Annotated in this window: 16 protein-coding genes; 11 read left to right on the plus strand and 5 right to left on the minus strand. The window is 37.8% G+C overall.

Going from position 1 to position 20,572, the window contains the following annotated elements; genetic code table 11:
- The 5 genes from ACMHKH_RS09290 to ACMHKH_RS09310 form a co-directional block, all read left to right on the plus strand.
- A partial coding sequence (locus ACMHKH_RS09290) for a hypothetical protein (protein WP_413520356.1) occupies positions 1–265 on the plus strand: 265 nt, incomplete at its 5' end.
- A gap of 249 nt (positions 266–514) precedes the next feature.
- Complete coding sequence (locus ACMHKH_RS09295) at positions 515–2,080, plus strand: leucine-rich repeat domain-containing protein (protein ID WP_413520357.1); 1,566 nt, start codon at positions 515–517, stop codon at positions 2,078–2,080.
- Between the two features lie 295 nt (positions 2,081–2,375).
- Complete coding sequence (locus tag ACMHKH_RS09300) at positions 2,376–4,811, plus strand: AAA family ATPase (protein ID WP_413520358.1); 2,436 nt, start codon at positions 2,376–2,378, stop codon at positions 4,809–4,811.
- Positions 4,812–4,815: 4 nt separating this feature from the next.
- On the plus strand, positions 4,816–5,931 hold the full coding sequence (gene mcrC / locus ACMHKH_RS09305) for a 5-methylcytosine-specific restriction endonuclease system specificity protein McrC (protein ID WP_413520359.1): 1,116 nt from the start codon (positions 4,816–4,818) through the stop codon (positions 5,929–5,931).
- Between the two features lie 197 nt (positions 5,932–6,128).
- Complete coding sequence (locus ACMHKH_RS09310; protein ID WP_413520360.1) at positions 6,129–6,827, plus strand: hypothetical protein; 699 nt, start codon at positions 6,129–6,131, stop codon at positions 6,825–6,827.
- A gap of 86 nt (positions 6,828–6,913) precedes the next feature.
- Here ACMHKH_RS09310 and ACMHKH_RS09315 read toward each other — a convergent pair whose 3' ends face one another.
- Complete coding sequence (locus ACMHKH_RS09315) at positions 6,914–7,633, minus strand: 3'-5' exonuclease (RefSeq protein ID WP_413520361.1); 720 nt, start codon at positions 7,631–7,633, stop codon at positions 6,914–6,916.
- A 403-nt stretch (positions 7,634–8,036) separates the two neighbouring features.
- On the minus strand, positions 8,037–8,564 hold the full coding sequence (locus ACMHKH_RS09320; protein WP_413520362.1) for a peroxiredoxin: 528 nt from the start codon (positions 8,562–8,564) through the stop codon (positions 8,037–8,039).
- Positions 8,565–9,089: 525 nt separating this feature from the next.
- Here ACMHKH_RS09320 and ACMHKH_RS09325 point away from each other — a divergent pair.
- The 6 genes from ACMHKH_RS09325 (at position 9,090) to ACMHKH_RS09350 (ending at position 14,502) form a co-directional block, all read left to right on the plus strand.
- On the plus strand, positions 9,090–9,254 hold the full coding sequence (locus ACMHKH_RS09325) for a hypothetical protein (RefSeq protein ID WP_413520363.1): 165 nt from the start codon (positions 9,090–9,092) through the stop codon (positions 9,252–9,254).
- A 434-nt stretch (positions 9,255–9,688) separates the two neighbouring features.
- Entirely contained in the window at positions 9,689–10,777 is a 1,089-nt protein-coding gene (locus ACMHKH_RS09330; RefSeq protein WP_413520364.1) for a helix-turn-helix transcriptional regulator, read from the plus strand.
- A 48-nt stretch (positions 10,778–10,825) separates the two neighbouring features.
- The gene (locus ACMHKH_RS09335; RefSeq protein WP_413520365.1) at positions 10,826–12,067 is read left to right on the plus strand and encodes a PD-(D/E)XK nuclease family protein; all 1,242 of its coding nucleotides are present in this window, start codon (positions 10,826–10,828) and stop codon (positions 12,065–12,067) included.
- 74 nt (positions 12,068–12,141) lie between these two features.
- Entirely contained in the window at positions 12,142–13,155 is a 1,014-nt protein-coding gene (locus tag ACMHKH_RS09340) for a leucine-rich repeat domain-containing protein (RefSeq protein ID WP_413520366.1), read from the plus strand.
- A gap of 81 nt (positions 13,156–13,236) precedes the next feature.
- Positions 13,237–13,692 carry a DUF1810 domain-containing protein gene (locus ACMHKH_RS09345; protein ID WP_413520367.1) on the plus strand — a complete coding sequence of 152 codons (456 nt, stop codon included), beginning with the start codon at positions 13,237–13,239 and terminating at the stop codon, positions 13,690–13,692.
- A 177-nt stretch (positions 13,693–13,869) separates the two neighbouring features.
- The gene (locus tag ACMHKH_RS09350) at positions 13,870–14,502 is read left to right on the plus strand and encodes a hypothetical protein (RefSeq protein WP_413520368.1); all 633 of its coding nucleotides are present in this window, start codon (positions 13,870–13,872) and stop codon (positions 14,500–14,502) included.
- 40 nt (positions 14,503–14,542) lie between these two features.
- Here the strand turns inward: ACMHKH_RS09350 and ACMHKH_RS09355 are convergent, their stop codons facing one another.
- Genes ACMHKH_RS09355 through ACMHKH_RS09365 form a run of 3 tightly spaced genes read right to left on the minus strand, consistent with a single transcriptional unit; the run spans position 14,543 to position 20,554 of the window.
- Positions 14,543–15,280 carry a M48 family metallopeptidase gene (locus ACMHKH_RS09355; RefSeq protein ID WP_413520369.1) on the minus strand — a complete coding sequence of 246 codons (738 nt, stop codon included), beginning with the start codon at positions 15,278–15,280 and terminating at the stop codon, positions 14,543–14,545.
- A complete protein-coding gene (locus tag ACMHKH_RS09360) occupies positions 15,277–18,441 on the minus strand; it encodes a type I restriction endonuclease subunit R (protein WP_413520370.1) in 3,165 nt (1,054 codons plus the stop codon). Before ACMHKH_RS09360 ends, ACMHKH_RS09355 begins: the two co-directional genes overlap by 4 nt.
- Positions 18,434–20,554 (minus strand): DUF262 domain-containing protein, encoded by a 2,121-nt coding sequence (locus ACMHKH_RS09365; RefSeq protein WP_413520371.1) that lies wholly within the window; start codon positions 20,552–20,554, stop codon positions 18,434–18,436. The genes ACMHKH_RS09360 and ACMHKH_RS09365 overlap by 8 nt, the downstream gene beginning before the upstream one ends.
- Positions 20,555–20,572: the final 18 nt, after the last annotated feature.

The raw sequence follows: 20,572 nt of genomic DNA on the forward strand, positions 1-20,572 counted from the left end.
ATCAAGTAGATATAGTAATAGAGCAAATAGTAATACATCAGATTATGGGTTCATTGATGGATATATCGAAAGTTTAACGAATTACGTATACAGGAAGGGCTGGAATCAAAAGAGTGTATTTGGAAAACTGCTAACTTTGATATTACTACCTTTTGCAATTTGTATCTCTGCTATTCAGGTTGCTTTCACAATTTTAAGATGGCTATTGATTGCTGCGGTAGTACTTGTAGTTCTATATGTGTTTTATATAGGAATTTTCAGTTAGTTTCACCATTTTTTAAGTATTATCACTACAATGGAAAAATGTACGGACAGTTCGATGTATAAAGATGGTCATTCAAGATTTAAAAATATACAATCATAGGGCTGAACTGTTAACATAAGTTTATTAAATAGGGGAGCTGATTTGTCATTTAAAGTTGTTCAGGTTTTTGGATAATTACTACTTTAATTGATATAAATCCAATCATAAAGGATCAACAAAAACTAATTTTATTTAATAAAGGGGTTGATAATGGAAAATGTAACTAACTTAGATAATGAAAAGTGGATGAAAGAGATCTGGGATTGGGCAGATGAAGCTCATATTGACGAAGAGATTATACCTAGGCAAGCAAAAAAATTGATTCAACTGAAAGAGTTAGATCTTAGTAACAATAGTGAAATAAAAAATATACCTGAGAGTATTGGTAATCTTGAAAATTTAAAAGTTTTTATTTTAAAAGGAAGCAAAGTAAAAAAATTGCCAGATAGTATTAGTAAATTATCTAGATTGATAGCTTTAGATATTGATGATAATTTCAGCTTAATAGAAATATCTGAAAGTATTGGAAGTCTCAAGAGTTTAGAAAGCTTGAGTTTAAGAAATGGGAATATTAAAAGATTGCCAGACAGTATTGGTCAGCTTTCGAGTTTGAAGACTCTGAATATTGAATGTAATTATATAATAGGAGGTGATATAAATATTATCCCTAAGAGTATTGGTCAACTTTCAAAACTAACGACATTAAATATTAAAAATAACCAAAATTTAACAAGTATTCCCTCTGATATTGGTTCTTTAAAAAAACTCAAAAGTCTTGATTTATCTGAGAATGAACTATTAATGTTACCAGAGAGTATAGGTGATTTATTAAACTTAGTAACTTTAAATATCGAATTGAATAAAATTACTAAACTTCCTGAGAGTATAGGACAGTTATCTAATTTAACAATCCTAAATATCAAAAATAATGAAATTAGTGCACTACCTGAAAGTGTTGGAAATCTAAACAAGGTTAAAACCTTCTATTTAGGCAATAATAAATTTGAAAACCTACCTGAGAGTCTTACAAATTTAATTGCACTAGAAGAATTTAGTTTAAAAGATAATCCTCTTAATAAGCTTTCAAGCACTCTTATCAAGTTTCTTCAAAGTCTAGATTATTACGTCTATGGTCTTGATGAATTAAATTCTTCAATTTCAAATGTATCTAATGAGAATGATACTTCAACATTTCTTCAGGTTAATGGTTATGGGGTAGAGACCTTTGCTGGTACTGTAGAGGCTGCGACCTATCAATACTTTGAAGATAATGATATTGATCTTGAAGGCTATAGCAATGATGTTCAGTGGGGTGATGGTGACTGCCAAGTTCCAGAGGAGCATAACTTTGGTGGGGGCGGATTATATGAAGTTGATAATCTATGGCATGTCAGCGGCGCTTATTTAACAGAAGATAATCAAATTGAGTTAATGAACAGTTCTGAAGACATACTTTGGAGCTCGAACTGTGATATTAAATCGCTTGAATCGCAGGGTATTAAATTGATTTGCGTTTCTAGTCAGGAGGATGTTTTTGATAGTTTAGATTTAAAAACAGTTGTCATGATTGGCAGATCGTTCCAACAAGGTTGTACTTTTGAGACTCAGCTTGAGGATATCGAGGATTTTGATCCAAATAACCTGACTATCTATTATCATGAAGATGAAAGCGGAAGTATTATAAAAAAAATTAAATACAATGATACTGAGCTTGAAAACGGCAATAGTAGTACTTCTGGCTCAGGATCTGAATATTCTTGGGAAGTCATTGGATAGTAGGGTATTTAATATTTTTTAGAACGAAGTCCTATCAAAATATTTATAGTGCGCTTAGTAAAATCCTAAATTTCGCTGAGCGCATTTTTAAATATCATGAATCTTTAGAAACATTATCTCTCACCAATAAAGTGTTTTTTAACATATTAAGCTCTCAAAATATCAAGCAACGATCAGTATTATTTTTAAGTATTAACCAAAAATTATTACTCATCAATTTAGGTTTTTACACTCTATAGTTTAAGTAATTATCAAATACTATAATCAGAAAATACAACATTAACAGGGTTTTACAATGACTGAAAATTTTGAAGCAATAGATGTAAATTCTTATTGGTTTGTTGGTGCTGCATATGATGGAGTAGACCAAACCTCTCGATTTGTTGAAACAGGTATCTGGGAGATTAATCCTGAGGCTAACCAGATTGATTCAGTAAATTTTATTAAGGCTGGCGATAGAATTGCTATCAAATCAACGTACACTAGAAAAAACGAACTACCCTTCGATAATCGAGGACACACGGTTTCTGTGATGTTAATTAAGGCTATCGGCACCGTTATAGAGAATGTAGGTAATGGTAACTCTTTAAAAGTAGATTGGGACAACAGCTTTACTCCTAAGGAATGGTATTTTTTCACTAGTCGAAATACAGTTTGGAGAGTCATTCCTGAGACTGCGTTAAGAGTTAATTTGATTGATTTTGCATTTGACGGTAAAGCTCAAGATATAAATATGTTCCGTAATAATCCTTATTGGCTTGAAAGATTTGGCGATTCACTTTCAGAGCATTCCGCTTTTGAGTGGACAACTTTCTATGAAGAAATGGCATCTAAGCTTCTTGCCTTTCGCTATCGCCGTGACGAGCTTGTCGCTGGTATTCATAAAATATCTGAAACAAGTGATGTCATGTCTATTCTTAATGACCAATACGAAGAGGGTGTCGAAGGAGGATTATTAAAAGATATATGTCCTTTTACAGTCATGGCTATTTTTAATCGTGGAATCACCGATGATAATCGTAAAATTATCGCTAAAGCATTGGCCGAACTACTTGATATAACAGAGCCTGTTCCTGAATCTTTTAATGGCATCCCTATAGTTAACAATCAAAGAACCTGGTTTTTTGGTTATCACTACAAGCGCCATGCAGATGATATAGATATTTTATGGGAAGTCTTTGCCCGTGCTATTGCATTTGCCGATTTAGAAGATGAAGGTGAGAGTGAAGAGGCTAAGTCTCAATTCGTTTCCTCCTATGACAGCGCTACTAACTGTTACGGCATAGGCTGGAATTTGACTATGGGTCTGTATTGGATTAGACCGTGGAGCTTCTTGACCCTTGATGGACAGTCTCAAGAATACATCAATAAAAAGCTTAATATAGAAATTAATAAAAACGGTCCAAAAGCACGTTGTGATGCTAATGATTATTTAGAGTTGTTAGAGAGTCTTGAAACCAGGTTTTTAGAAGAAACTTATCCAGTGCACTCCTTTCCTGAACTCTCGCTCGCAGCATACCAATATAAACCAAGTGACTTGAAAGATTTATCTAACAGAACTTGGAAAGAGATTGTTTTTTCACAACTGCAACAGCTTTGCCATGATAAGGATTCTTTTGAATTTACAGATAATGAGTTTTTGGAAAGATTTACTAGCGCTCTTGCAGAAAGATTCCCAAAGAGAAGCGATGTTAAAGGAACGGTTAAATTCTTACTAAGAGAGCTAGCGAGTGATGGAAAGTTAGAGCTGATTAGTAAAGGTAGGTATCGCTTGCTCAACGAAGATACGGTTAGTAATTTTGATACACAATTACCTTTTGAGATGGATGCTCAAGCGATGTTAGAAACTTATTCTATTGATGATATTATATCTGATGGGTGTTTTTTGCCTAAAGCTAAGATTGAGGTGATACTTAAACGTCTTCGAGCTAAGAAAAATCTAATACTACAAGGGCCTCCCGGTACTGGTAAAACTTGGTTGGCTAAAAGATTAGCCTTTGCTTTAATGGGTCAGCGTGGCGATAGCAAAATACGAGCCGTGCAGTTTCATCCTAATTTGTCTTATGAAGATTTTATTAGAGGTTGGCGTCCATCAGGTGAGGGCAAGCTGACATTGGTAGACGGTCCTTTTATGGAAATGATCAAAGCCGCTATTGATGATCCTGAATCAAAGTACGTTATCGTCATTGAAGAGATTAACCGAGGGAACCCTGCTCAAGTATTTGGTGAGATGCTGACGTTACTTGAAACTGATAAAAGAACGCCAGATGAGGCGTTAGAGCTATCTTATAGGAAGTTCGATGGTGAACGTGTTTATATTCCCAGTAATTTATATGTCATAGGCACAATGAATATAGCTGACCGCTCGCTGGCCTTGGTTGATCTTGCACTACGTCGTCGTTTTGCTTTTATTGATCTTGAGCCAACATTAGGTAAGCCATGGCATGATTGGGTTCAATCCAAAAATGGCATTGATTCAACAATTCTAAATGGAATTGACAGTCGCATTAGAGCTCTAAATGAGGAGATTTCTACAGATAGCAGTCTTGGTGCTCAGTTTCAAATAGGCCATAGCTATGTCACGCCAGCCGTTGGGATGACTATAACGAATGCTAAGGAATGGTTTAGTGAGGTGGTACAGACGGAGATTGGTCCTTTACTTGATGAGTACTGGTTCGATGATCTTGAGAAATCTCAAAAAGCACAGAAACGCCTGATTGAAGGTCTGTAAGTCTATGTCTATTGAAGTAGATCATCTGTCTGAATCTTATGATGAGATCAAGTTTGTAGGTGAAATACCGGTACGCAATCTTTGGCTGCTTATGCTCTATGCCTCGGATATGTATAGAGAGTTTGAAGCCGCTAAGATCTCAGTTGAAAATAACCCTGATGACATTCCAGATTTAATTGCAGAAATACTGTGTCGACGAGTTGAGCATCGTATTCAGCGAAACTTAAGTTACAGTTATCAGTCTCGTGATGCTGTGCTCAATCGTGTCCGGGGTAGAATAGACCTGCTTAGTACCGAGAGAAATAGATTGCTTGATCGTGGTAAAGTTGCTTGTCATTTTGATGAGTTAACCCTTGATACCTCGCGTAATAGATATGTCCGTGCTGCCTTAGAGAGTATTTCTAAGATTGTAAAAAATAAGGATTTAGCTCATAGGTGTCGATCACTAGATGTGCGCTTGAGGCGCATGGGTGTCAGTCAGACACGTCCAAGTCGCAGTCAAGTCTCAGTAGATCGTTTTGGAAGGCATGATTCCGAAGATCAACCTATGGTTACAGCCGCTCATCTAGCTTTTAATCTTGCGCTACCGACTGAGCTTGAAGGTAAAAAGCAATTAAACTCGCCAGAGAGAGATAACTTACCCTGGCTTCGTAAGCTTTTTGAAAAAGGGGTTGCTGGATTTTATGACACGGTCTTGCCAAAGCAAAATTATCGAATAAGCGCTGGCAAGACCCTAAAATGGCAAATAGAGGATAAGAGCTTAGGCATTGATAAGATACTTCCTAACATGAGAACAGATATCTTAATAGATGATGTGGAATTAGGACATCGCTTAGTCATTGATACTAAGTTCAATGCTGTCGTAATCAACGGTTGGTTTAGAGATGAAACCTTACGCAGTGGTTATCTATATCAGATGTACGCCTACTTAAGATCGCAAGAGGGTAGTGAGGATCCACTCAATGAAAATGCTTCAGGCCTACTACTTCATCCTTCCGTAGGTAAAAAAATTGATGAGTATATCGTTATACAAAATCATAGAATTCAGTTCGCTACTGTCGATCTAGCAGCGACTGCGATTGAGATTCGAGGGCAGCTATTGCAAGTTATCGGTGTTTAGCAAAATTAGATTATAATTTTGATCTCGCCATAGCTGAAAAATTTACAGTATTTTGAGTTGTTGCCTTTTGGATCAAGTAAATTTGAGGCTAGGTTGATTGAAGGTGAGTATAAATTGACGATAACTGATATGAAAATTTGCGGGTAAACATGAGTGAGTCAATGGAACTGTTAAGGTTGTTTGAATCAGATGGCCGAATGAATAAATTCCAAAATTTATTTAAACAGCTCATCCATGTTCTGTCAGAAGAAAATATTAAGTATGTGATTATTGGCACAGTGGCATACTCAGAGTATGGACCTCCTCGTGCGACCACCAACATTAATTTCATAGTTTCTGAAAGTGACTGCTATAAACTTGAAAGCGTCCTTAAAGAACATGAGATTAATTTTATATGGAATGCCTACCAACAGCTCATCATTGCTGTCAAAGACGATAATGATGAGACTAAAAAATATCCTCTTGCACTTTCATTCCAATGCGCCCCTAAAGGTCTTACATTTAGTCAGCCTATACCTAAAGAGATATTTTGTGTGGCTGATGCACCTGTTGCCGACCCTGAAGCATTAGTGGCTTTATGGTGTCTGGCAGTGAGTAATGGTTATTCTAAATCTTATTATGATGCCCAAATGATGATTAAGCTACAGCTAGCAGACGTTGATAGATGCGTTGCTGTGATTGAAAATCTTCATGAAAGCAATGCCAATAAAGTATTGCGTTCAATTCTCACAGGCAAAGCAATGTATGTCGATACAATAGATATGGATGAAACGCTTATTATACCGTCTGATCTAATCCAGACTCATGAAGACATTGAGTTGGCTAAAGCTCATCGTTATCAAGCGGCGCAAGAGCGTCGGCGTCAATTGTATGAGGGGATGCAACAGATAAAATAACGGGACGGTTTTCGTTTTTATTATACTGAGGTTATAAGCCGGCGAAATGAGCGAATAATAAAAGCGCTAGCTTGATGGTAGGCATATTAAGCAGACTGCTCTAAAGCATTCTCACAAGCCTGAGCTAAATAAAGATCAACCGTATCTTGTTTCAGTAGCCATTTCAGATAGCCCGCACCCTCAGAACTAGCGGCTAATTCTGCAATAGCCTCACCTTTATGCTTGCCAAAACTTAAGTGCGTCGGTATACGCGCCATTTCACTAAATTCATATAAGCTCTCCACATCATTTATCGTATGACCTTGGCTGTTGGCTAAATCAATCAAACTACCAAGCACCAGCTCAGTGAAGTAAATATCAGCAATAGCAGCATGAGCATCTCTTGCTTGAGCACGCGCTATATCTCTGTGAAAGTGATAGAGGAGGGATACTAGCTTATGGCTTTCAAGCGTCGGAAGCAGGAAGTTAGCCATCGCATTGGTACATATCAGATTAGGGGTATGGGTCACGCCAGCGTTTTTAAGAACTGCCATATCAAAATCAATATTGTGACCAATCAAGTACGCAACACTGCTAGGTAGTCTAAAATCTGTGTGAGGTAGCTCATCCGCCACATCCTCATCACAGATATGTGATATCGCCATAGAGCCCAAGCTGATCTCTTTTAGAGGGTTAAAGCGTTTCGCTCTTGGTGCTTGCAACACAGTCACCTCACCATTAATGATATCAACGATAGAGTAGGCGGCCTCAGTCATGTGCGGTTCAACAAGCCCTGTAGTTTCGGTGTCGAGTATGTATGTGGTCATAATTGGCCTTGATAGATATGAGGAGCTTAGCAGTCTGCTATAGGTGGTTCTATTATATCAGTCTATCAATTGATTAAAAGCTCTATACAAAATGAGGACACGCCCTAATCATAAATGACATTCTATATATGTCGTAAATATCTGCTTAAACACACTATACCCAACTATATCTTAGACTTTTAGTTTAATGCTTCTTTCGGGAAGTAAAGGGACAAATCCGCCATAATCCACATCTGTATGGATTGTCATTATAATTACTTCCAACAATAAAACCGCTCAGCGTTAGAAATTCTTGTAAAAAACCATAACAAAACTGCTTAGTCCTTAACTTGAAGGACTAAGCAGTTCGATAGTATTTGAACCTCTATCGACGCCTGATGATATCAATCAAGAGTTAATGTGGTTAAGCATTACTTTTCAAATACTCTAACATGGTGTTTGCATCTGATACTTCAAACGGGTCTGTTGGGCAGTTGTCGCCAAAATCAGGTTCCTTAAACACTTTTTCGATGGCTTTATTATCGACATACATCGAATAACGCCATGAGCGCATACCAAAGCCAAGATTACTCTTATCAACCAGCATGCCCATTTTACGAGTGAACTCACCATTGCCATCAGGAAGCAAGAAAACATTTTCACGGTTTTGCTTTAAACCCCATTGGTACATGACGAAGGCATCATTGACAGAAATGCAAACTATCTCATCTACGCCTAACGCCTTAAACTCATGGTAAAGCGCTTCATAACGAGGTAGATGGCTGGTCGAACAAGTTGGCGTAAAGGCACCTGGTAGTGAGAACACAACCACTTTTTTATTGGCAAATAACTCATCTGTATTTAGGTCATGCCATTTGAATGGATTGTCTCCTCCGATAGATTCATCACGGACACGAGTCTTGAAAGTCACATCAGGTACATGGGTAATCATTATTTACTCCGATTTAGATTATTGTCTTTTTGTTTTCGAAATGCTTCATTTATATACTAATAGTTATAGCAGGCCATAAGCAAATCTTTAAGCTTATATATACTATATAAGATATCAAAATATATGAGATTTTTTTAGACCTTACAAGCTAAGCTAGCTGCTTTGGCCTTCTCGTAAACTACGCTTCCTTCAAAGCCCAGTCCTGTGAACTTATCAAGATATCTTTGAGTACCTTCAAGTAAAGGCTCTTTTCAGTTAGTATCATTTAGAGGGATTGATATTAGTAGTAACTTGTTTCAATTACGACGACTTCATATAACAATCAGTATTTTCTGGGTGGACTATTCTAAAAAGAGAGTTGCAAGCCAAGGCCATTCACATTCACAGGTAATAGCATCGCAATACCCATTCCAAGAAAAGTCACGGTGAATTCGTGCATACTTTTTTAGTGAAATCTTGCAAAGCTTTGACCTAGAAAATATATTTATAGGTTGTCAGCTATACTGGTCTTCATAATAAATATATATGCGTACCATTATCACTGCCTCTCTAAATAATCGTCCTTTAGAAGAGAATGTTTTTAAAGCACAAGCTTGTCTGATTACCTTTCAAGGCAATCTCATTAATAACGTGCAACAAATAGCTGTATTTATTGGCTACCCAAAGATGCGACACAATAGCGGTGTCTGACACGCGATCATAATCTGTTAAACGAAATTATTGATCAGAAGACACAGGAGCAGGGTCGCTACGCAGAGCTTTCTGACTATAACCGAGAAGGGATAGCGGGTAGTCTATATAGTATTACTGAATGCTTTGCCTTGACCACTGATAACAGTTACTTAAGCAGTGAAGCACCAGAGAGCATCTCTCGAAAGATTGAGGTTAGTAGTGGCGACTCTCTCTTGGTTTGTACAGATGGTATTCACGATTTAGTGCCGAGTCACGAATGACAAACTGTCAGAGGATACGGATTTACAGAGTTGGTTAATCACTCTTAAAGCTCAAGTTTATGATTCAGATGGTAAGGCTTATGATAATGGCACAGCCATTTTGCTTCGCTTTGATTAAATATTTATTTCAGTAATGAAGCTATAAACTTACTACCTAATAGAGAAGCCAATATGCCCACACATCCAATCGCCAGCTATACAAAGTCAGCACGTCTATTTGCTTTATATCAATGTCTGCCTAGAGGTGAGTCTGATGCTGTGTCACTGACAGAGTTGATGATTGGTTATGGTGATAATCCAGACAATTATACTAATGAGCGTAAAAATTTAGAGAACGATCTGATTGGCTTAAATCAAATCTTTAACGATATTTTTTATAGTGATGCCTTAATCCGAGTACCGAGATGGGGGCAAAACATCAGCGGACAAACAGCACGATTTTATATTGAACCGAGCTTTAGTATCGACGTTCTTAACGAGCAAACAGTATTTTTTTGGGAGATGCTCGATAAATATACGGCAAACTATTTACCAGTGTCTTTTAAACAAGGTATCACAGCTAAGCTCACCCAACTACGTCGACAGGATAAGGAGAGTTTCCATCAAAGTGAGCTTGGGCAATGGCAAAATCATCTCATCACCTTGCCTAGTATTGTGCAAGCACCAAAGCTTGATAATGACGTGCTTGGCAGTATTCACCAAGCTTTGCTACAAAATCACCAACTACGGATAATCTATCAAAAGAAATGGGCAGGAGAGTCAGCTGTAAGAGTGGTATATCCCAAAGGGCTGATCTTCATCGACAATATGGTTTATCTCACAGGCTTTGATCCTACTGATGATCATATCAATGATGAGGTGCTCCTAGAAGCGCATCGCAATTTTGCCGTCAATCGTATTACCGAGGCAGTAGTCATAGATAAGCCGATACCTGACTGGGTAGGGAGAGATGCTTTTTCATTAGAGTGTTTGCTTAAACTGGGTAGGTTAGAGCCGACTGATAATATCCAGATCAAACTGGTTTTAAAGGTACAAAGATATGCCTGTCAGCATTTATACGAGCGTCCATTATCGATAGATCAGAAGATCACTATTATTGATGACACTTGGAATCAAGTCAGTGCCACGGTTGCTAATACGCTTCGTCTGCAAGATTGGTTGGTAAGTATGTCGCAGTTGTCTGTTGTCATTGAACCACTAGTGCTAAAAACCATAATTCTAGAGCGCTTACATAGTGCGTTAGAGCTGTATGAGGATTAGTAAGATAAGAAGTATTCAACTCCTAATAAATTATAAGGAAATACAAACATGAGTGCAGTTCAAACCTTAATAAATGAAGTAAGCCAAAAAATCCATGCTTTAGAGATCGCGCAAGCATTATACAGTCGTCAGCTCTCGCCAGACTTCAATACCTTTGATTATATCAATACCGATGAATTAGGGCTTAGTCGTATTTTAGCGTTTTTACTTGATCCACAAGGTAATCACGCTCAACAGGAAACCTTTTTAAAGTTATTTATCGAGCATTGTTTACCCGATATGTATGAAGTTTCAGAAAGACAGATTTTTCTTAATAACATCGAAAAAACGGAAGTTTTCCTTGAGGAAGTTACTGGGAAAAGTAACAGCCTACGTCGAATGGATATCTATTTAAGATGTATAGTAGGTAATGATAGCTACGGCATTTGTATTGAGAATAAACCTTATGCGGTAGACCAACCTAATCAACTGATTGATTATTATAATGAACTTATAGCAAAAGGTCATACTGACCCTCAAATTGTTTATCTAAGTGAATATAACGATACGCCAAATCCGGCAAGTGTCGATACAGAGACATTAAAATGCTGGATAGATAAGAAGCAATATAGCCATCTTCGTTTCAGCGATCTCACGGGTTGGCTTAAAGCCTGCCAAGTTGAATGCCAAAATCATAGCGTTAGTGAGTTCCTCACACAGTTAATCAAGTTTATTCAAAAGCAATTTATGGGGATTGAAGATATGAGTGAAAGCAATGCAGTTTTAGATATTATTAAAAGAAATGGAGCTACTATTGATGCCAGCATTAAGGTATCTAACACTATAAATCGAATGAAGAAAGAGCTAATAACAAAGCTGAAAATAGATTTGTTAGCAAAATGCAAAACAACTGATTATAAGTTGGATATTAATGATTTTGGTGAAGGTAAGAATTATGAACAAATAAATTTCATAATTCCAAGCTACGATGCTGGGTATATTTGTTTTGAGTTTCAGGGTGAAAATTTTGATCGTCCGTGTCTAGGTATTAAACTCTGGTCAATCGAGGAAGCAAAAAATAATTTGCATACAGAAAAAATGAAAACGACGCTAAATACAGCACTAGCCGACAAAAAGATTTGGAGTTCACCACTTTGGCCAGCAGGTTATTACTTTTATCCACAGGACTGGAAAGGATCAAGTGAAGCATGGCTGATGATAAATGAAGACACAATGGCAGATAAAATTCTAGAAGAAATGGATATCGTTTTTAACACTTTGAAAGCCAATGATTGTTTTACGAAATATTAGTTTGAAAAATCTAGTTTTAAGACGCTTTACTTAACGACTACGCCCTGACTCAACTCAAAAAAGGAATTCAAAAAATGACCAAGATTAACAATATATCAGATACTACTACTGCAAAACCATGGATGTCAGAGCTTTGGACATGGGCCGATGAGTATGGGATTTCTGAAAAGGATTTACCACGTAACGAAGCGCATTTACTGGCGATAACAGAATTGGAGATTTGCTCTGATCAGATTACTGAGTTGCCTGAAGGTATCGGTTTCTTGCACAATTTAACTCACTTGACATTAAAATGCGAAGTGCTTGAGCGTTTGCCAGAGTCTATAGGGCAGTTAAGCCAGTTAGAGAGATTGAGGATTACTAGTGATAAAGTTAAGCAACTTCCTGAGAGCTTCGCTAGGCCAATCAGTTTGAGTTCGCTAAATATTCCTACTCACTTAAGCAATCAGCTACCCACGACTCTTATGGATAAGTATCGTAATGAAAATGAAACGTTATATATAGAGCGTATGGCTTTCACTTCGTTATATAGCCCCTTGGAAAAGAATTATGGCTTATCCTTTTTCGGGTTTGTTCTTATTAGTGATGATTGGAATGAAAAAGCACTAATTGATTTAAAGTTCAAAGCAGCATTAGATTTCTTACTCGTTTTGCAAACCACTGAACAAACTATTGATGATTTTGATGTGGTGGATGGCGTGATCATTTGCAAGCCTGATGAAGTACAAAAAATAATAAATATGTTTGAAACTACTTTCGACTATTCTGTGATGGGTATAGACTTTGGAGATGTTAGAGAAGCAATAAATTTTGCGAAACCTGCTAAATTTATACAAGCTAGTGCATTAGAAGTGTCTGAATCAGACAAAGTATTTAGTCAGATCATTGATCAAATTCCTGAAGAGATAACCGTAAAATCTGTGATGTTTCAAGTGGAAAGTAACCGTCATTTTACGTTTGATGAGTTCAAAGTTATGTCAGATACTATTGATAATATGGGTGCAGAGGATGAACATATTTTCTATAGTGCAAAAGTTGTCGATAAGCCTGAGCACTGTTGGATGGGTATGATATATATGATCGGGTAGTTTGGCGTAAGATAGTATCTTGAATGAAGTTGTGGACATCGTTTGCAAATGATTATTATTAAGTAGCAAGGAATACAGGAAATGAAAACTACAAATAAGCATCTATTTGATGATTTTATTCAAGCTCAAAATACTATTTATCCATCGGTTATTAAAGAGTTAACCGAAGGGCGTAAGCGTAGCCATTGGATGTGGTTTATTTTTCCACAGGTGAAAGGGTTGGGACACAGTACAATGGCTCGGCGCTTTGCAATTGAGAGTCTAGAGCAGGCAAAAGAGTATTTGCAGCACGATGTGCTTGGAGCACGGTTAATAGAGTGTGCTGAATTATTATTGTTGCATCCTGATAAAAGCGCTTTAGAAATTTTCGGATCAATCGATACGCTGAAATTACACTCTTCGCTTACGTTGTTTACTTTGGCATCCTCTAATAAAAAATGTGTTTTTGACGAGCTTTTGGATCAGTTTTACCAAGGTGATTACGATATAAGTTCTATCAGAATGTTAAAGCAAATCAATGATCAGCAATCTAAGTGAATAAAACCGAACGAGATCCTAAAAGATGATGTAATCCTTAGTGAGGATTAAACTTCAATAAACGAATTATGCCAGATGATAAATATCTTAGAAACTGTGCAAGCGCTCTACTGCCGTCAAATCTCGCCAGAGTTTGATGCTTTTGACTACCTTAAAACCCCTTAATGATCAGTGAGCATGACCATGAAGTATCAGATTGATGACTCATATATAGATGATATACCTAGTGCTGTTCTATATCGACAAACCATGGATCATTACCCAAAGCCTGCTATTGGTTGCTTTATCATCAGTGATGCTTGGGATGAGGAGGCGCTAATAGAGTTAAAAGAGAAGTCAGGGGCTTGGTTTTTAGTAGGCTTGCAAATAGATGATAGTGAATTTGAGCACCTAGATATTATAGAGGGCATTATTAGATGTCAGCCAGATGAAGTAAATAATGTCATTAGAATGCTTAATGTAAAATCTGCAAGTACTCTTATCAGTATAGATGTGGTAGATATTAAAAGTCTGTTTGAGTGTGGCAATTCATTTCAGTTTATTCAAGTAAGCGCGACAGGTGATTCTATATCGGAATCAGTAAAGGCAGCTACACAGCAGTTAGTTAGTCAACTTGTAGAAGTCCGTCATACTAAAGGATTGTTAGTTACTATAGAAAGTATCGAAAGCCCTTCGCTAGATACCCTTTCATATATAACAGAAGCTGTTGAAAATTCGTCATCTATTGATGATGAGTTCATATATTACAGCTCAAGTATTACTGATGAGCCAGACTGTTTTCGTTTAAAGGCGTTATATGCTGAGGGGTAGGTAGAGGGCCGGATCTAAATGTTAGTCTGTAGTTAAAGCACTACTCTCGATGTTTCCAGCTTTCTTGGTTTAATGGCATTTGGTTGAGTAAATTTCGTCTAGATCGCCAATCGGGCATGTGAGTGTCCAGCAGGGCTTTAAACTTGTCATTGTGCTGCCGCTCTTTAAAATGTAGCAGTTCATGCAAGATAATATATTCCAAGCAGGGCAGAGGCTTTTTAGCCAAATCTAAGTTAAGCTGTATATTGCCTCCTTCTATATTACAGCTGCCCCATTTGGTTTTCATTTTTTGGATCTGCCAACTGTTTATAGCGACGCCAGTTTGCTTAGACCATTTATTAATAAGATCAGGTGCTCTTACTTTTAAGCGGTTACGATAGTATTCATTCAATAGCTTCAGCTTCACTTCATCTGAGGCACCAATATTTACGGTTAGTATAAGCTTACCGCTTTTTAGTTTGACCGTCTGAGATTTGAGTGTATCGCTCTCAATCACTTCAAGTCGGTAGCGTCTGCCCCAAAGATAATGCGTCTCTCCATTTACCATCTCACGCGCTGATTGGCGCTCTTGCTTGGCAAACGCCGCCTGTTGCCGTCGAATCCAAGGTATACGGTGGATGACAGCCATCCGAATGGCCGTCTCGGTCATAGCATCAGGCGCAGATACTCTGACCTGTCCATCAGGTGGCATCACGCTAATATGTAGGTTTTTAATATCTTTGCGAGTTAAATGTATATCTAACTCACCAATCTTAATAAGCGCTGACTTAACAATCACTGATATTCCTGTTGTGCCTTAATCAAATTAATTAACGCCTCTATATCGACATCGACCTGATACTGAGAAACAGTTTGATGTACGGCACGCTCAATTTTTCGCTCTTTAATCAGATGACCTTGCCAATCAGCCTGTTTATTGAGCCTAATAGCAGCATCTACTTTGTCTGCTAAGTCCTCGTTTTGATCCAAGTTATCATATAACGCGCGTTTCGCAGGAGTGTTGATAGTCTTAGGGTATGCATGACCACCTGCGCTACCCGTAGGATTGATTACTTTAGAGGCTAGCTGGCGTATCTTTTGCAAGTATTCAGCGTAGGCAATGGCTTTTTTTCGGCGTAGCTCAATGAGCTCATCGAGTAGGGCAGACATATGCTCGTAGTATTTTGGGTTGATGGGGTTTTCATCGACAATCGTTTTGCGAACGTTGTTTTCGATGGTCTCCGCGACGTTTTCAGGGTTACTCGCTATATCGTTAGGTATGGCTTTGATTAAAGCTTCAGGCCCTTGATTGACAATAAGCTCAATGAGTCCTAAATCTTCAAAGTCGATGACCGTCTCACTAGGCGTAGCATGAATATAAGTGTCTAGCATCCTACGCATGGTTGGCTCATAGCTTTTCATATCGATATGGTCGCCACTCATAAGCTTAATGTTATTACGAACGGACTCAAAGTGCTTTACATCATCTTTGATGCGTTTAATCTCTTGGTCACTATATCCTGCTTCAGACATTTCATTGGCGATATTGCCATAAGCACGTATCAGCTTGGAGACGCTTTTATATAAGGTGAGGCGCAGTTGTTCCTTTTCTATTTGATCAGCTTCAGTCACATCTTCACTAGGGCAAAAGTAAGCGGCATAGTCCTGTGTATTTCTAGGGTACTTAACAGGCTCACAAAGTCCTCTGACCATCTCTAGAGCATCATCTAGGTTTTGTTTTGCTGCACTTAAGCGGTTCTTTAACAGCCCATCAATATCTTCATCTTCATACTCTGAAAATGCACCTTGCGTATAATCAGAAATAGTACTGTTTAAAGACTGAAATAGATCCTGATAATCAATGATATATCCATAGTCTTTTTCCGCCCCATCGAGTCTGTTAACACGACAAATAGCTTGAAAAAGGTTGTGATCAGCCATCTTCTTATCGATATAGAGATAGGTAGCAGAGGGCGCGTCAAATCCAGTCAATAGTTTATCAACGACAATCAACAGTCGCATTTGACCTGGTTCTTCGATGAAGCGTTTTTTAACAGCTTTCTCAAAGTCCTCTGCCTTAGAGCCTGCTTCTTGTTCACTGATATCGTAATAATCAGCAATCATTCTGCGATAAATTCTATATTTGAAAAGCTTCTCTGTCATGCCTTCGCCAGTTTCTTCACCTTTGATGCTATCTGCAGTCGGTAAGTAACTGGTCACAATTGCTACTTTGCCTTTCAAGAAAGAGTTCTCAAAGGCTTCATAAGATTTACAGGCTTGATAAATACTGTTGCACACAAGCATGGCATTGCCATGACCATCCATAAGCCTTGGCTTTTTCTGCATATCGAGCAAGATGTCATTGACGATGCACTCTATGCGCGACTGGCTAGACAGAACCCGCTGCATTGTTCCCCATTTTTGCTTAAGCTGGCTCTTAGCAATATTGGTTAAGCCACGAGTATGAGCCTCGAACCACTCATCGACTTTTTTAGAGGAGGTAAGCTGTTGGTCGATGTCACGTGCTTCGTATAAGAGGTCTAATACCACACCATCAGCGACTGCTTCATCAAACTTATAGGTATGAATAAAGGGTCCAAATACTTCGATAGATTTCTTTTTATCTTTTTTAAGCAGTGGCGTGCCGGTAAAACCGACAAACATCGCTTCTGGTAATAGCGCCTTCATAGCGCTGTGCAGCTTGCCAGATTGAGTACGGTGACACTCATCAACGAAGACAAATAAATCGCCCTTAGTGCTAAAGTCTGACGGTAGGCTGGCTTGAATGTCCTTTATGAAGTCCTCTGTGTCCATTGCATCATCGTCACCACCATGACGGCCAAATTTGTGCACCAAAGAACACAGTAACCAAGGGTTAGGCTGATTTAACTGGGTAATAAGATCAGCACCGCTCTTGGTGCGATATATCGCTTCATCGACACCGAAGAACACTCTTTCGATTTGTTCATCAAGTTCGGTACGGTCGGTAATGATGAGAACGCGACTATTGGTGACATTCTCCCGTATCCATTTAGCCAGCCAAACCATGGTCAAGCTTTTACCTGAACCTTGCGTATGCCAAATGATGCCATCTCTGCGTTGTGCAATATGCTTCTGAGCGGATTGTATCCCAAAATACTGATTGTGTCGGCAAGTCTTTTTGATACCCGAATCAAAAACAATGAAGTTATTAATGATGTCTAAGAATCGGTGCTTATTGCACATATGATACAGATGGAAGTCTAAGGGCTGATCGGTGAAGTTAGCGTTTGCTAAGGTAAGATGCGTCGGTACGCTAATATCAGACTGGGGTGTATGATTGGGGTTGGCTTCTTTCCATTCCAGATAGTATTTCTCTGGCGTTTCAATGGTGCCATAGCGCAAGCCTTGGGTGTCATTACCTGCCATAACCAGTTGAATGGTGCTAAAGAAGCTACGAATGAATTCTTTTTTCTGATTGTCTAGGTTCTGGTGAATGCCTTCGGTGACGTTAATGGTAGAGCGTTTAAGCTCAATAACGCCCAATGCAATGCCGTTGACATAAAGGACGATATCAGGACGTTTTTTATTTTCACCATTGATAGAGACTTCTTCAGCAATAGCAAAGTCATTGGCCTCAATATTGTGCCAATCAATCAGCCAAATGGTCTCTTTGTGATCACCAGTGCCTTCTTTTTCTTTGACACCATAGCGCAGTAGTCTATAGACCTCTTTGTTGGCATCGTATAGTTTAACGCCACTGCCTAGAGCGGCGGCTTTTTCTAAAGTATTGATGGCTCGGTTTTGCAAGGTGCGACTGACATTACGCGAGCTTAGCCACGCGGCTAAAATCTCAGGCTCAATATTCTTATTATTAGGTCGGTCTTTAAAGTCGCCTAGATAGCGATAGCCTAGCGTGTCGGTAAAAAAGCGCACGACACGGTTCTGAGTGAGTCTTTCTATGTCGCTGACGTTACTCATGATTGTTTTCCTTAATTTTTATACCAAGCGCATCCTCAAAAAGACCAAACATTTCACTTTCGTGTTCAATAATTTGCTTGTGCCCCCATGCATTATTATCAGATGTTAAAGTCTCAAGCATCTTGTAAAGTTTTAAGGAGTTCACCTTTTTACTAAAATCTTCATCAAAATACTCTTTTTTAGATAGTGGCATCTTATTGCCTACGCTTGAGTTTAAACCACTGTTTATCAAGCATAGATTACCAAAACGATGCACATCAATTTCTTTATCTACTACTACATTTTTGTGAATTGGGTTTTGTGGTAAAAAATGTTCAATAGAACTCTGTGTTGTGAATTTAAATTTCATTCTTATTTCATCAGGAATGATACGGCTATACCAAATCAAATAATCCAGATAATTGAATACAAAGCTTCTAATGTTTTGATAGTTTAGATTATATAACAAGGAATTTAGCTCAATATCTTTAGTAAAAATTGGTTTAGTATGACTTGCTTTAGGACTATAGTTATTGAAGTATTCTGTAGTTACAACGCCAAGATCATCTTGTTTAATTGTAGCGATATATCTTTTAAGCATATAACTTTTAGCTAACCCTTTTATATAAGTTAAAAAACCTTCATCATCAAAATCTTTTTGATAACCGTTAAACATCACATGTAAGTATTGTAAACATGCATTTAGCCAGTATTTATAATTCATAGCAGGAGCTGATACATGAAATACGCTTTGAATTATTACTAAATGGCTATTTAAACCGCTTTCCATGTCTTGAATATAACCAGTACTTGATTCACTCTTCTTGAATCGCTCAATTGTCCAATGTCCCTTTTTGTCTTCTGTATTGCGCTTTATAATATTTTGATCAAAAAGAAACTTAGTCTTAAGCAGGGTGTAGATAAAATCCTTAATCTTATCAGTCTGGTTCACAACTTTAGGATTAATAAGATATTTATCGAATTGTTTAAGTAACTGCTTATCGTCTAGAGAGCTATCAATATCATCTTGATTGTAGTGAGTTATATGCACTCTCAATACCTGCAATAAAAAGTTAGGAAAGTCGATAAGACTATAATAAATCTCACTGTCACCATCTTTGTTCTTATTTTTGTCTTTAGGGTTGGGAGGGATAACAGTGTGCTTATCAAATAAAATTTTGTGTAATGATAAACTTGAGTTAGCCGTGTCACCTATAATATCTTTAGCGACGTTCTGTTTTTGACTACTTTTCTTTTGGGCTTCCTCTTTTGCAATTTGCTTATAGCGCCGCAATAGCTCATCAAAGTCTATCGCTGTAAAATTATTCCATCCTTCTGAAAATATGGCTGTGCGTAGGCTAGTATTAAAACCGTACTGCACATACTTATTCATGTTGGCGCAGGCTTCCCAAACATCATGAATTAATGCTTTAGCTAATTTTTTATCCTCAGTCTTTATATTATTTTCATTTGCTTTTTCGATAATGGATAGCAGCCGAGCTTTAATGATTTCATGCTTTTCTAATTGCTCACCTCGATTGTTCATTACTTCAAAATAATGGTTTAAGTCTGTCTCATCAGGCACAGGTAGGCGAGCTATTTTTACTTTATTAAATAAAAAAAAGCAAAACTTATCTACTGCAAGAGCAGATAGTTCTTTATTAAATATACGGTTCATAATTCTTTCTAAGACGTCATAACCATGGAGTATAGAATTGTTTAACGTTTCGTTTTGACTGATAGCAGTCGTATCATTACTAAATAACGCTGATAACGTAGCTGTTGAATGAGGACGACTTTCAAAGCATAAGTTAGGCTCTTTGAAATCCATGAGATACTTGGCACAACTAGAGTTTTTATGCTTATTTAAGAAGATAGCCAAAAGGGTAAGAGTGGTGAGTCGCTGTTGACCATCTATAACTTCAAGCTTGTCATCTTTTCTTTTAAACACAACTAGCGTTCCTATGTAATAGTTGAGGCTATAGTCTCTGTCATAGGCATCTAACATATCTTTGATTAACGCATCAATCTCGCTATTACTCCAAGCATAGTTGCGTTGATACATAGGAATCAGGTATGAGTGCTCTGTAAGTAGCTGCTGTAGGTTTAGTGAGAGTACTGATGGTTCTGTCATGTCGTTGACCCTAGAAGA

It is taken from the genome of Psychrobacter glacincola (assembly GCF_965118485.1).
In the GTDB taxonomy this organism is placed as follows: domain Bacteria; phylum Pseudomonadota; class Gammaproteobacteria; order Pseudomonadales; family Moraxellaceae; genus Psychrobacter; species Psychrobacter glacincola_D.